The following is a 12,630-nucleotide window of genomic DNA, read 5'->3' as shown; positions in this document are numbered from 1 at the left end:
TTGCGCCGTTCAACGACAGCCTGAACCAGTGGCTGTCGATCAGCTGCTCGTTCAAGGGGCGCCGGGAGAGTAACGTTTTAGGTGACCGACCGTCAGGGTCAGACAACCTGTATGGCGAGCGAAAACGACGTCGTCGAGACACCGAGCGTCCGACCACTCGAGGCCGACGAGCGGGCCCGCCTCGAGGACGCAGGCGTCGAGCCAGCCGATCTCGAGTCCGTCGGGATCGATCCGGCGGGTGTCGCGGAGAAGGAGTACTCCTACCGGCAGCTCCTCGATGGCGGACTAGAGGATTCGGCGGCAGAGGCCCTGCGACGCACCTTCTCCCTGCCCTGGTCGTTTCAGACCGAGGGAGACCTCGACGATCGATCGGAGGCCGTCTCCGGACTGGGCGACGCAGAGCGAGCCTGGATCGCCGCCAGCGCGGACGAGGACTGGCAGGGGTTCGAACACGCGGGCGAGCGATCGATCCCGACCACGACCGAAACGCCCGACGAACGGCCGTATCCTCGGCCCACACCGGTGACCACCGTGACTGGGGTCGGTGACTCCAACGCCGAGCAGCTCGCCGAAGCCGGGATCGTCTCGGCCGAACGGCTGGCAACGATCCACGCTGGCGAAGTCGCCGCTGTTCTCGACCTCGACGTGTTGCACGTACGCACCTGGCGCCACAACGCACGCGAACTGCTTCGCGAGTGAGCCACCAGTGAGGCGACTGCGGAAGGACCCGAGCACGACCACAGTCTCAAGCGGACACGGATACTTCCTCGTCGTATGATCACACTCGCTTCAGACTGCGGCTCGCTGTACCCGGCCGCGATGGCCGGGGTCATCTACAGTCAGAGCGACGCACGCGTCGTGGACGTCACACACGACCTTCCCAGGCAGGACGTTCGCGCCGGCGCCTTCTGGCTGCGGGAGATTCTCCCGTCCTTTCCGCCTGCAGTCCACGTCATCGTCGTCGATCCCGGGGTACGGACGGATCGACGGGCACTCGTCTGTGCCGCCGGCGAACACGTCCTCGTCGGACCCGACAACGGAATCCTCGATCCTATCGCCCGTCGACTCGCCGGAAGCGAGTCCGTCGAGTGGTTCGCGATCGACGACGCGGACGCCGAGGAACACACGTTTCACGGTCGAGACGTCTTCGCGCCGATGGCTGCAACGGTACACGACCACGACTGGAACGACCTCGCCGCGATCGACGGACTCACGCCGATCGACGATCCGGTGGCGTACCAGCTCCCCGAGCCACAGGTCGAGTCCACCCGAGCCCGCGGTGCGGTCCTGATCGTCGACGAGTTCGGCAACTGCGTGACGAACGTTCCCGGCGAGGTGCTCGATGGGCGTGAGGCGGTTCACGTCGGCGATTCGACAGTCGTTGTCGGCCGAACCTTCGACGCCGTCGATCCAGGCGATCCCGTCGTACTCTCCGGCAGTCACGGCCTCGTCGAACTCGCCGTCAATCGAGGGCGCGGCGAGGACGCGTTCGACGTGACCGCGGGAGACTCGGTCACCCTCACCTGGGACTGACCCCGTGCTCGAGACCCCAAACGCGACGAGGAGAAAAATATTGGAGACGGAGCAGCGACGAGCGGCGTTCGGAGTCGTTATTCGGCGGCGATGACGTCGTCGATGCGCGCGATCATCGTCGCGGCCTCGGCCGCGCTCTCGATCGCCTCGCGCTTGACGTCGGCGGGATCGACGACGCCGTGTTCGACGGGGTCGGCGATCGTGACCGTCTCGCCGTCGGTGACGAGGCCGGCGCGGCCCTCGGACTCGTGTTCGGCGCGGAGATCGACCAGTGTGTCGATCGGATCGCGACCGGTGTTCGAGGCGAGCGTGCGCGGGATCACGTCGATGGCGTCGGCGAAGGCGTTGACGGCGAGCTGACTGCGGCCTTCGATGCCGGCCGCCTTGGAACGGATGCGGTCGGCGATGGCGATCTCGCTGGCGCCGGCGCCGGGGACGACCTCCCCGGACTCGCGGGCGGTCGCGACGACGTCCAGGGCGTCACCGACCGCGCGTTCGAGTTCGTCGACGATGTGGTCGGTGCCGCCGCGCACGAAGACGGTGACGGCCTCGGCCGCAGCACCGCCCTCGACGAAGGCGAGGTCGTCGTCGCCGTAGGAGTCCGTCCGGATCCGGTCGGCGTGGCCGAAGTCCTCGGCGTCCAGGTCCTCGAGCGCGCCGACGCGACGAGCGCCGGTGGCCGACGCGATCTTGCGCGCGTCCGAGTTCCCGAGGCCTTCGAAGACGAGGACGCCTTCGTTCGCCAGGAACGAGGCGACGCGGTCGTCGACGTCGTCCGTATTGAAGACGACGTCCACGCCGGAGTCGACGATCTCCTCGGCGTAGCCGCGCAGTTCGCTCTCCTCGGCGTCGAGTGCCGCGTTGAGCTGATCGATGGAGTCGATCGCGTACTCCGCGTCGATCTCGCCGGTCTGAATCTCCAGCGCGACGTCGAGGATCGCGATGTCGGCGTCCTCGACGGTCGATGGCATAGCGTCGTTAGCCGGCTCCTCGTCGAGAACGATGCCCTCGACCAGTTCGGTTGCACTCGAAGAGGCGCCGACCTGCGTGTAGACGGAGACGTCGTCGCGGCGAACGCGATCGTCGTCGGCGACGTGACCGATCGCGGTGACGACGGTCTCGGCGAGCTCGGCCGGGGTGAGGCCGCCGGTTCCTTTGCCCGTCATGCTCGACTTGCCGACCTGGGCGAGCAGTTCGTCGTCGACCTCGACGTCGAGTACCTGATCCTCGATGGCGTCGAGGGCGATGCGCGCGGCCTCGTGGTAGCCTTCGACGATGGTCGTCGCGTGGACGTCCTGTTCGAGGAGGTCTTCGGCCTCGGCGAGGAGATTGCCAGCGATGACGGCCGCGGTCGTGGTCCCGTCACCGACCTCGGCTTCCTGGGTCTCGGAGACTTCGACGATCATCTGGGCTGCGGGATGTTCGATGTCCATCTCCTCCAGAATCGTCGCACCGTCGTTCGTGATGACGACCTCGCCACCCGAGTCGACGAGCATCTTGTCCATGCCGCGGGGGCCGAGTGTCGTCCGGACCGATTCGGCGACCGCCTTCCCGGCCATGATGTTCGACGACTGGGCGTCGCGACCCTCCGTTCGCTGACTGTCCTCGTTGAGGATGAACATCGGTTGTCCACCCATGCGTTGCTGTTGTGCCATGGTGTATGCCTCACTAAATGTATCATCAGCACTTCTATATAAGCGTTTCCCTCGGAATCGTCTCCCTCTTGCGATTGGTAGACAGTGACAGAGGAGGATCGACATGGGTCGTTCAGTGGGGACGAGACAGGTCGATCCCCTCCTACTCGATCAGTCGTGAGCGGACCGCACACAGACACACATAGACACTCTCTCACTCACTGACTCACGACAGCCGGTAGTCCGATATGTGGGGGGACCAAACGGTCTGGTGAATGCTGGAGCTGGAGCACGGGTTCCGAGTGGTCGACGTCAACGCGAGACTGACTCCGGAGCGAGAGTCTGCCTATCGCGATCGAGGGAGACCGGTCTCCCCGGACCGACTCGAACGGGAGATGCATCAGGCGGGAATCGTCCGCGCCATCGTGAGTCCGACCCCACGACCGGAGGCGAGCTACCTGCAGGCAAACAATGGTGTCGCCCGATTGAGCGTCGATCGCCCGTTCGTCGCGTTCGCCCGGATCAACGGCCACCGGTCGATCGGTGACGACCCCAGGAGTCGACTCACGAACGCGATCAGTCGCCGCAAGGAGTATCACGTCGACCCCGAAGACGTCGAGCAATACGCCTACGACGACCGATTCCACGGCTTTACGCTGGATCCCGCGATCGACGGGGTGCCCGACGAGACCGTCCTCTCGACGCTCGAAGACGTCGGCCTCCCGGTCGTCGTCTCGGGTGGTATCGACGCACCCCCCAGCGAACTCGCGACGACGCTTCTGGACCGATCGTTCCCGATCATCGTCGGTCACTTCGGTGGTCACCCGTTACAACGAGGACTCATGGACGAGATGATCGAGCTCCTCGACACCTACGACGGCTGTTACGTCGATACGAGCCTCGTGCGCTATCGTGATCAACTCGAACGGGCGCTCAGAGAACACCCCGACCGTGTCCTCTTCGGCAGCGGTACACCAGCGAGTCACCCGAACGTGGCCGTCATGGAACTGTTGACGCTCGACGTCTCCGCCGATAAACTCACCCGGGCGTTCTCGAAAAACGCCGTCCGTGTCATCACAGCCCTCGAATGAGTTCCCCACGCTGGGCTACGTCCCCGTGATGGTGCGAAACCAGCCTGAAACGGACATCACACGCTTCTTCTCACCGAGCCCTGAGAGGCCGCCCGGTCTGGCAGTCCCGCGATGGAATCGATGGACCGTCGGGGAGATTTAAGAGTGGTGGGTTAGACCGTCCGAGTATGCGATCAGTGGGAAGTGGCCTCGCAGCGATCCAGCGTGCCGGACACCGGGCGGACGTCTACCTGTCCCGCCCGGGGAAACGAAACGCGATGACGACAGACCTCGTCAAGGACCTCACCGAGGCCTTTCGTCGACTCGACGCCGACGACGACATCCGAGCCATCACCCTCCTCGGAGAAGGACCGGTCTTCTCGGCCGGAATGGATCTCGAACTGGTCAGCCAGCGTGCGGAGTCGGACCCGATCAGCGACGACGCGTTCCCACAGTTGCTCTCGCTCGTCGAATCCGTCCGCCAGCCCGTCGTCGCGGGCATCAAGGGCGCTGCCCCGGCGACCGCGTTCGAACTCACGCTCGCCTGTGACCTCCGTGTGCTGGGGAGCGACGCGACGTACGGACTCGTGGAGACGAATATGGGGCTGTTTCCCCAGGGTGGTGGGACGCAACGCCTCCCGAGATTGATCGGGCTCTCGAAGGCGACGGAACTTGTCCTGACCGGCGACTACATCGATCCCGACGAAGCCGAACGGATCGGGCTCGTCCACGAGGTCTGCGACCCGGGCACCGTCGACGACTGCGCGAGAGCGCTCGCGGACGACATCGCCGAGAAGGCACCACTGGCGATCCAGAACGCCAAGAAGGCGCTCGCTGCCGCGTTAGAAATGCCGCTAGAGCGTGGGCTCGCGTACGAACGCTCACTCGGGGAGACGCTCAGGGACACGCGAGACGTCACCGAAGGGGTCGCTGCCCACATCGAGGATCGCGACCCGGAGTTCACTGGCGAGTGACGCCGGTCGAGGAACCGCCAGTCGATCGAGACGAAGTGAGTGCCGGCCGCTCGCCACTGAACATTCCTCCGGCGTGCCAGTATCCGCCCACGTCACCGCCGGTCGTACACCTGGACTGCCCGGTCCTGGCGACTCGAGACGCCGCGGGGATTCCGCCGGGGTGAATCGCCCCTGTATCGCGCTTTGAGGCCGTCTCGAAGCCCAACGAGGGCGTTCGACGTTACGTCGACGCCGTTTCTAACCCACCCCGTGAGTGCTGTCTCACCACGGAGGACACAACGGGCGTCGTCGAACCCGTCGAGTAACGCCCTGCCGAGAGTCCGGGCCAGAATAGCTGGGTGGATCCCGTAATTTTTCGCCAGCCGATAGCCGATCGACCGGTATCGTTTCCCCCACTCCGCCGCTTCCCCTTCGGGCGATTCGCCGGCCCACCGGACCGTCATGTCCCCCGACGAGACGACGTCGAAGTCACCGTCTGCAAGCCGGTGTGCACAGTCGACCGTACTCCCGGGATCGAGATACTCGTCGAATCCGTCGAGACAGTCGAGGACGGGCCCAGAAAACGCGACGTTGTTGCCAGGAATCGGCGTCACGGCCCGACCGGCGACGACGAACACCTCCATGACCTCCGACCGGTCGGGGTTTCCGGTGACGGGGCCAGTGACGACGTCGGCACCTGCCGAGAGGGCCGTCTCGATGCCGTCGCGCCAGCCAGATTCCACGAGACACGCATCGTCGAGGAAGGCGACTGCATCGCCACGGACGTGATCGAGCCCGGCGTTTCGAGAGACACTCTGGCTCCGTTCCGAGATCTCGACGAGCACGTCCACGTCGTCGCGGGCCCGGATCGTCCCGGTCGTCCCGTCCGTCGAGGGGCCGTTGACGACGATCACTTCGTCGTCAGCCCCAAGGACGGTCGCCAGTTCGTCGAGCGCCGCACAGAGTCGCTCCCGGTTGTTGAGTGTCGAGAGGACGACCGAGAGCTTCATAGCGAACAATCTGACGGCGGGGGTGTATAAATTCGCCGCCTCGGATCGCAGTCAGGGCCCCAATCTGGTGGTTACTCGACAGGCTCGTCCACTGTCGCATCCCAGTACGAGACTGACGAGAGTCGATCGACGAAGGGAGCGTTGCCGAGGAGGCGATCCAGCGACCGTAGCGGCGACGCGAGCACGTTCGGCGTAATTCGATACAGCCCGTACGGCAGGAGGAAATCGTCCGAGACGTTGGACAACGACAGGTCGTTCGCCTCGAGGAGCGCGTGTACCTCCCGCGCGGAGTAGAGGCGCGATCCCATCGGCAGCGCCCAGTTGTAGATGCTGCGGGTCGAATAGCGGTTGAACGTATCGAAGACGATCTGGCCGCGACTCACCCGTCGCATCTCCTGTAAGAACGCGTGCGGATCGTCCGCGAGGTGGAAAAACCGCATCGCGACGACGGTATCGAAGTGGTCGTCCGGGAACGGCAGTCGCCCGGCGTCGCCACGGAGGAACTCCAGATTGTCCGCGACGCCCGCAGCCTGAGCCTTCTTCCGACCTTGCTGGAGCATCGCGGCGGAAATATCGAGTCCCACGACGTCGGCGCCGCGATCGGCGAGCATCACGGTAAACCGACCGGTCCCACAGGCGATTTCCAGCACACGTTTGTCCTCGAGCGGGGAGAGCGCGTCCAACACGGCGGCCTTTTCCCTGAAGTCGATGAGCTGTCCACCTCTCGAGAACCGTTTATCGTCGTACTCAGCGGCGACGTCGTCGGCCTGGTACCACTCCTGTCCCTTCACGCTAGTGGCTGATAGCTTCCCCGGGGGATAAAACAATACTGGACTCGGCCCGACACCGTCGGTGACTCCCTCCCGAGTGACCGGCGGGCGACGTGAATTGATCCGACACTCCACAGGGATCCGCCTCCCCCTCTACCACCTGTCACGGAGAATCCGTTCCTCTTCCACGCCTCCACCTATCACGGCCAACCACCGCACCCACCAGTCGCACTGCCCCGGATTTCACCACCTGGATTAACCGACCTAATATACATTAAACAGCATAAATAATATGGACCTCAATAGGGAGAACCTTTACCAACACCGACGGCGCGCTGTCAGACATGAGCACTCGTACCCCGAGTGAACGCCCGCAGGCCACCGAGGGACTGACCCCGACCGAATACCGCGACCGATTGCGTGACCTTCCACCGAGTGCGAAGCTCGTCGCGAAAGTGCTCGAAACCGACGAACCCCTCGCCCAGGGAGAACTCGTCGAGGAAACGTTGCTTCCCGACCGGACGGTTCGGTACGCGCTGAACCGCCTCGAGGACGTCGGACTGGTCGGCTCTCGACACAGTTTCGACGACGCCAGAAAACTCGTCTACTTCCGGACCATCGCGCCGGGCCGATAGACACTTCCTCGCCCTGAGACTACGGCGAGATATGGACGTCGTCCGCAGCGCGATCCCGACGGACACACGGGCTCCGGACGGTCGAACGAACGCGTACGTTCTCGGTCGGGAGCCGGCGATACTGGTCGATCCCGCCGACAGCAGTGAGACGCTCGACGAACTGGTTCGCGAACGCGGGGTCGAACACATCGTCGTGACACACGCACACCCAGACCACGTCGGCGCAGTCGACCACTACGCGACACACATCGATCGACCCGTGACCTGCTGGGCCCTCGATAGAGCCGAATCTCGCTTCGAGCGAGCCACCGGTCGCCCGCCCGACGACACGTTCACCGACGGCGATCGTCTCACGGTGGGCGACGGGACCGTACGCATCGTGGCGCTGCCAGGGCACGCCCCGGATCACGTCGGGCTGGTCGTCGGCGACGACGGGCCGGTCTGCTGTGGCGACTGTGCCGTTCGTGACGGCAGCGTGGTCGTCGGTGGCGAGGGTGCGGACATGCGAGCGTATCTCGCCTCGCTACAGCGGCTTCGCGCACTCGACCCACCGACCTTGCTGCCGGGCCACGGGCCGCCGATCGAGGATCCAGAGGGGACGATCGATCGGCTCGTCACCCACCGGGAACGGCGAGAACGACGGATCAAAGACGCCGTCGAGCAGGGTGCGAGGAAACCGGAGGAGATTCTCGAAAACGCCTACGAGAAGGACCTGACCGGCGTCAGCGACCTCGCACGTGCCACCGTCGTCGCCCACCTCGAGAAACTCACAGCGGACGGCGAGCTGTCGTGGGACGGATCGACGGCGATGCTGACGGACCGGTGAACGGCGGACTTTTGCCCATCGCGGCGTACGTACAGTCGTGAGCGACCCGGACGACACGAGCGACGGTGAGCCCGCATCAACCTCGCTCGAAGATGCACTCGAACGCGCACGGTCACTCTCCGTCGCAGAGATCGCGGACGCTGTCCAGTCGATCGGGTTCGAGTGCACCCACTGCGGCGCCTGCTGCCGTTCGGAGACCGACTGCGGTGGAGACACGGCAGGCGGGGACGCCGACACGTCGCCCCACACGGCCACCGTCTTCCCCGACGAGGTCAGAACGATACGCGAGAGCCTCGCGGATGCAGACGGTGGCGACCGACCTGTCGACTGGCGTGACGTCGCCCGGCCGATGCCGTTCGGTCTCGAGACGAACGACGACGGAACGACGAGCGGCGAGACGTTCGAGTGGGCACTACAGACCGACGCCTGCGGCGACTGCGCGTTTTACGACGGGGGAAGCGGCGAGGGTGGCTGTACCATCCACGAGGATCGCCCGCTCATCTGTCAGACCTACCCGTTCAGCATCGCGCTCGACGGCACGACGCAACCGCTCGGCGACGCGGTCGACGAGGCAGGACTCGTCCGGGCCCACGAGTGTGAGGGGCTCGGTCGATCGATGGATCGGGACGCGGCCGAATCGATGGCTCGAGCGTTACGAGAACGTGCGATCACCGAACTGGAAGAGGCCATCGCCGTCACGGACACCTACGAACCTCGAGAGAAGGTCGACGGGGTTGTCGTCCACGACTCCGAAGGGGCAAAACGGCCCGATGGACGGCCAGTACAGAGAGATCTCGACTAGCTACTGCTGCGCTGTCGTCGCGGCCACCCGATCCACCCCCTCGTCCGGAGCACGCCCGGCGGCGTCGATCTGGTGGCAACGACCGGTGTGGACCGACAGATTAGAACGTCTCTTCGATGATCTCGCCGACAGCGAAGTTCGACTTGACCTCACTCACCTCGACCTTGACGCGTTCGCCGACGTCGGCACCGGGGACGATGATGACGTAGCCGCGCTCGACACGAGCGATGCCGTCGCCCTGTTTGCCGATATCCTCGATTTCGACGTATCGCGTCTCGCCGATCTCGACCGGGGGTCGGGGTTCGCCGGGATTCGACGTCGGTGTCGTACTCACCGAGTCGGTCGACTCGGCCGACTCGCGAGCGATCAGGGCGACGCGATAGATCGAGTCCGGATCGACGTCGCCGGTCTCGATCTCGTGTTTCGGTACCTCGATGACGTACCGGTCGTCCTCTTCGGAAATATCCGTGCTGAACAGACACAGTAACTTTTCAGAGATTTCCACAGGTAAACCCTCACGTGGCCAGTACAGATCGACCCTAATAGTTCTACCGGCAACCCAGGCCGTGAACCGAGGAGTCTCCGGCGCCAACGGCCTCACTGCGAGGCGACAGTGAACGGGGAGAGGTCGAGATCGTCGCCGACGTCTAAGTCGGCGACCGACGAGTACGGACGGTTGACCACGATGTCACCGGCCCGAGAACGGCCGATTCCGGGGATCACTTCGAGTTCGTCGAGCGACGCCTCGTTGAGATCGAGCGGATGTGGGACGCCGGTCACAGAGCGATACCCGTGGTCGACGATAGCGACGTCCAGCGTCTGTCCGAGCGATCGCTCGCCCGGGATCGCGACCAGGAGCGGGTACGTGCCGAGCTGGCGGCCGAACGTCTTGCCGTCCTGGTGGTACTCGAGATGGACGTCGGGGAGCACGGTTCCCGGGGGCGCCAGCCGCTGTAGCATCGGGTTGTCGATCTCCTCGCGGACCTGGCGTTTGTACGGTTTGAACTGCTGTTTGTGCTCGATCGCGATGTCCGCGCCCGTCTCCGACATCTCCGTCCCGGCGAACGCCATCACCTGGCGGATGTTCACGCGTCGCAGGAGCAGTCCCTCGTCGTAGACACGGTGGAGAAAGTCGAGATTGTGCTCGTAGGTCTCCGGGCGTTCGCCCTGCAACCCGTGGACGAGGTTGATTCCGGGGAGCAACTTCGGCAAGCGATTGGCCGCATCGTCCCCGAACGTCGGGGCCTCCGCCGGATCCTCGCCGGGTCGCCAGCCGCCGGCCTCGTTGACGATGCGAACCGCCTCGAGACACTCCTCGGTCGAAACCGCCAGATTGTTCGCCTCCTGAACGACCGGATCGGCCGATTCCAGACCGAACGCAGCCGTATCCCCCGGCGTGTTGTACCGGGCGATGATCTCGAGGCTGCGGCGGGCGGCCTCGGGCCAGCGGGCGATCGTCACCGGATTGATGTTATCGAGGTGGAGCGTCTCTAAGTCGGGAGCGACCTCACGGATACCGCCGTACAGGGCCTCCAGCGCGTCGGGGTTGGGTGCCTCACCGTCGCCGCCGTATGCGAGCATATCCGCCTGTCGTCCGAGGCGGAAGTGGGAGACGCCGTACGCCGAGAGCGCGTCGACTTCGTCGACGACGGTCTCCGGCGGCCGGAACGTCGGGTCGCCGTACAGCGGTTCCGTGCAAAACGAACAGCGGTAGGCACAGCCGCGCGAGGTCTCGAGTTCGCAGATCAGGTACTCGGGATGGTTCGGGTGCTGTTCGACGACGAAGGCACCCTGGCGCGCCCAGCGCGTCACTTCCGAGACGTCGCGCATCCGATCGCCGAATCCCTCCAGTTCGTTCTCGACGAGGTCGTACGCGGCCGCCTCGACGTCGCCTTTCGCGACGAAGTCGAAGTCGAGGTCCTGCCGTTCGGTCTCGATCGCTCCCTCGTTGGCGTCGCCGACGCCGAACTTGACGGGGCCGCCCATCAGCGTCGTTCCGTTCGCCGTCCAGGCGAGTTCTTTCACTTCGTCGGGTTCGGCTGGCGTCCCCCCGACGTACTTGCCGGGGACGGTGATCCCACCCAGGTAGATCAGCAGATCCGCTTCGTCGACGTCACGCCAGCGAGACGGCTCGTCTCGAAGCCCGTCGATCGTGTGATACGTGATCCCCTCGGCCGGCACACCGGCGTCGACGAGCGCACCGGCCGTGTATCGCGGATACGTCGAAATATACGGCGGTACCCCGAAGTGAGCCGGTTCGTCGACGTAGCCATCGACGAGCGTCACGGAGAGCGTCTCGGGGTCGGTCATGCCACTTCGTACTGACCCGAGCGGGAAAACGCTGTCTGACCAGCACCGTCGCCGGGCCCTGGCGTGGTACTGATGTCCAGTACGGGCACCGTTACGTACCCATCACGTTCACATCTCACCGACCGCAACCACGCTGCCCTCCACGATCACCGAAACCGGACAGCCGTGGACGTCATCCCAGTGGCTAAGGGCGACCGGTCCCAAGGGAGTGACATGCCATCAACCGCCGAAGTCCGCTGTCCGAACGACGAGTGTTTTCTGGACATGTTCGAACTCCACTACACCTACGATCGACCGGACGATCACGACCCAGCCACGGTCTCCTGTCCAGTCTGTGGCGAAACCGAGTCGCTCGAACAGATCGAACTCTAGAGTGAGTCGAACCCGCAGTTGTCGGGGACCCACCACGCGCTCGTTTGTGCATTCCGTTACGCAGAATCCGAAGACACCGAGCCGTTACACGGGCCCAGTCGATGGGATCAACGGCCCGAACGTCTGACGATTATTTTGTCCGAACACAAGAGATATAATTGGGGGCGGCGTAGCCGTTCGTGACAGACGATGGCACGTTTTCCGCCACCCACCACGGTCCCTGCTCGCCCCGCCCCTCCACGAGGTGCGTGCCCGTGAACCTGCGGACGCTCCCCGCCTCGGTCACCACCCAGCTATATCGAGGAACTGGTCGCCTCGCCAGCGCCGTCCAGCACGTTCGATCGCTCGACGCCGATCTCCTCGAGAACGATCGAAGTTACCTCCTCCTCGTCGACACACCTGGCGCCGACGCGGGCGGACTCGACATCCGCTACTACGACGGACACGTCCAGGTCACCGTCGAGCGAGAGCGTCCGACCGAGGAGTCGACCGGGGCCAGCTACCGCGGCCGGGCGGTCGAACTCTCGACCGAGATCACCCTTCCCGACGACGCCGTCGTGGATCCGGAGGCCGGAACGGCACGGCTCAGCCCCGTTGGAACGGTGAAGATCGAACTCCCCAAAGCGACGGAGACGGAACCAGCCGAGGCCGCGGGCGAAGAGATTCCGATCGACGACTGACTTCGATTCGGCGATCGGGCACCAGTCCACGTGTC

The 12,630-nt window shown here is 64.8% G+C and carries 14 protein-coding genes; 9 read left to right on the top strand and 5 right to left on the bottom strand.

The annotated features are described in order from the left end of the window. The first annotated feature begins 111 nt into the window (after window positions 1–111). Window positions 112–699, top strand: a complete 588-nt coding sequence (locus HALRU_RS06010) for a hypothetical protein (RefSeq protein ID WP_148680454.1) — start codon at window positions 112–114, stop codon at window positions 697–699. Window positions 700–774: 75 nt separating this feature from the next. Next, window positions 775–1,533 carry an SAM hydrolase/SAM-dependent halogenase family protein gene (locus HALRU_RS06005; protein WP_015300510.1) on the top strand — a complete coding sequence of 253 codons (759 nt, stop codon included), beginning with the start codon at window positions 775–777 and terminating at the stop codon, window positions 1,531–1,533. Window positions 1,534–1,610: 77 nt separating this feature from the next. On the opposite strand, the gene thsA is transcribed toward HALRU_RS06005, so the two are convergent. Next, window positions 1,611–3,155, bottom strand: a complete 1,545-nt coding sequence (thsA, locus tag HALRU_RS06000) for a thermosome subunit alpha (protein ID WP_148680637.1) — start codon at window positions 3,153–3,155, stop codon at window positions 1,611–1,613. A 287-nt stretch (window positions 3,156–3,442) separates the two neighbouring features. Here thsA and HALRU_RS05995 point away from each other — a divergent pair, with 287 nt between their 5' ends. Then, entirely contained in the window at window positions 3,443–4,258 is an 816-nt protein-coding gene (locus HALRU_RS05995; protein WP_015300508.1) for an amidohydrolase family protein, read from the top strand. A 167-nt stretch (window positions 4,259–4,425) separates the two neighbouring features. After that, entirely contained in the window at window positions 4,426–5,211 is a 786-nt protein-coding gene (locus tag HALRU_RS05990) for an enoyl-CoA hydratase/isomerase family protein (RefSeq protein ID WP_015300507.1), read from the top strand. 92 nt (window positions 5,212–5,303) lie between these two features. Here HALRU_RS05990 and HALRU_RS05985 read toward each other — a convergent pair whose 3' ends face one another. Continuing rightward, window positions 5,304–6,200 carry a glycosyltransferase family 2 protein gene (locus tag HALRU_RS05985; protein WP_015300506.1) on the bottom strand — a complete coding sequence of 299 codons (897 nt, stop codon included), beginning with the start codon at window positions 6,198–6,200 and terminating at the stop codon, window positions 5,304–5,306. 71 nt (window positions 6,201–6,271) lie between these two features. After that, a complete protein-coding gene (locus HALRU_RS05980; RefSeq protein ID WP_015300505.1) occupies window positions 6,272–6,991 on the bottom strand; it encodes a class I SAM-dependent methyltransferase in 720 nt (239 codons plus the stop codon). Window positions 6,992–7,314: 323 nt separating this feature from the next. Between HALRU_RS05980 and HALRU_RS05975 the strand changes: the two genes are divergently transcribed. The 3 genes from HALRU_RS05975 to HALRU_RS05965 are packed head-to-tail and all read left to right on the top strand — an operon-like array spanning window position 7,315 to window position 9,233. Continuing rightward, the gene (locus tag HALRU_RS05975) at window positions 7,315–7,605 is read left to right on the top strand and encodes a MarR family transcriptional regulator (RefSeq protein WP_015300504.1); all 291 of its coding nucleotides are present in this window, start codon (window positions 7,315–7,317) and stop codon (window positions 7,603–7,605) included. A 31-nt stretch (window positions 7,606–7,636) separates the two neighbouring features. Beyond that, window positions 7,637–8,431 (top strand): MBL fold metallo-hydrolase, encoded by a 795-nt coding sequence (locus HALRU_RS05970; protein WP_015300503.1) that lies wholly within the window; start codon window positions 7,637–7,639, stop codon window positions 8,429–8,431. Between the two features lie 37 nt (window positions 8,432–8,468). Continuing rightward, entirely contained in the window at window positions 8,469–9,233 is a 765-nt protein-coding gene (locus HALRU_RS05965) for a YkgJ family cysteine cluster protein (RefSeq protein ID WP_015300502.1), read from the top strand. A gap of 100 nt (window positions 9,234–9,333) precedes the next feature. Here HALRU_RS05965 and HALRU_RS05960 read toward each other — a convergent pair whose 3' ends face one another. Then, the gene (locus tag HALRU_RS05960) at window positions 9,334–9,738 is read right to left on the bottom strand and encodes a TRAM domain-containing protein (protein ID WP_015300501.1); all 405 of its coding nucleotides are present in this window, start codon (window positions 9,736–9,738) and stop codon (window positions 9,334–9,336) included. 92 nt (window positions 9,739–9,830) lie between these two features. After that, window positions 9,831–11,543, bottom strand: coding sequence for a radical SAM protein (locus tag HALRU_RS05955; protein WP_015300500.1), 1,713 nt, complete (start codon window positions 11,541–11,543; stop codon window positions 9,831–9,833). Window positions 11,544–11,756: 213 nt separating this feature from the next. Here HALRU_RS05955 and HALRU_RS15630 point away from each other — a divergent pair, with 213 nt between their 5' ends. Both HALRU_RS15630 and HALRU_RS05950 read left to right on the top strand, forming a co-directional pair. Next, window positions 11,757–11,915, top strand: coding sequence for a DUF7559 family protein (locus HALRU_RS15630; RefSeq protein ID WP_007697305.1), 159 nt, complete (start codon window positions 11,757–11,759; stop codon window positions 11,913–11,915). A gap of 254 nt (window positions 11,916–12,169) precedes the next feature. After that, a complete protein-coding gene (locus HALRU_RS05950; protein ID WP_148680453.1) occupies window positions 12,170–12,595 on the top strand; it encodes an Hsp20/alpha crystallin family protein in 426 nt (141 codons plus the stop codon). Window positions 12,596–12,630 lie beyond the last annotated feature (35 nt).

This window comes from Halovivax ruber XH-70, assembly GCF_000328525.1.
In the GTDB taxonomy this organism is placed as follows: domain Archaea; phylum Halobacteriota; class Halobacteria; order Halobacteriales; family Natrialbaceae; genus Halovivax; species Halovivax ruber.
This window is presented reverse-complemented; position numbering and strand designations above follow the sequence as displayed.

What these genes read in the sequence shown, in the direction of transcription:
- HALRU_RS06010 (WP_148680454.1), top strand. Translation starts at nt 112, where the DNA reads ATGGCGAGCGAAAACGACGTCGTCGAGACACCGAGCGTCCGACCACTC.
- HALRU_RS06005 (WP_015300510.1), top strand. Translation starts at nt 775, where the DNA reads ATGATCACACTCGCTTCAGACTGCGGCTCGCTGTACCCGGCCGCGATG.
- thsA (WP_148680637.1), bottom strand. Translation starts at nt 3,155, where the DNA reads ATGTTCATCCTCAACGAGGACAGTCAGCGAACGGAGGGTCGCGACGCC.
- HALRU_RS05995 (WP_015300508.1), top strand. Translation starts at nt 3,443, where the DNA reads ATGCTGGAGCTGGAGCACGGGTTCCGAGTGGTCGACGTCAACGCGAGA.
- HALRU_RS05990 (WP_015300507.1), top strand. Translation starts at nt 4,426, where the DNA reads ATGCGATCAGTGGGAAGTGGCCTCGCAGCGATCCAGCGTGCCGGACAC.
- HALRU_RS05985 (WP_015300506.1), bottom strand. Translation starts at nt 6,200, where the DNA reads ATGAAGCTCTCGGTCGTCCTCTCGACACTCAACAACCGGGAGCGACTC.
- HALRU_RS05975 (WP_015300504.1), top strand. Translation starts at nt 7,315, where the DNA reads ATGAGCACTCGTACCCCGAGTGAACGCCCGCAGGCCACCGAGGGACTG.
- HALRU_RS05970 (WP_015300503.1), top strand. Translation starts at nt 7,637, where the DNA reads ATGGACGTCGTCCGCAGCGCGATCCCGACGGACACACGGGCTCCGGAC.
- HALRU_RS05955 (WP_015300500.1), bottom strand. Translation starts at nt 11,543, where the DNA reads ATGACCGACCCCGAGACGCTCTCCGTGACGCTCGTCGATGGCTACGTC.
- HALRU_RS15630 (WP_007697305.1), top strand. Translation starts at nt 11,757, where the DNA reads ATGCCATCAACCGCCGAAGTCCGCTGTCCGAACGACGAGTGTTTTCTG.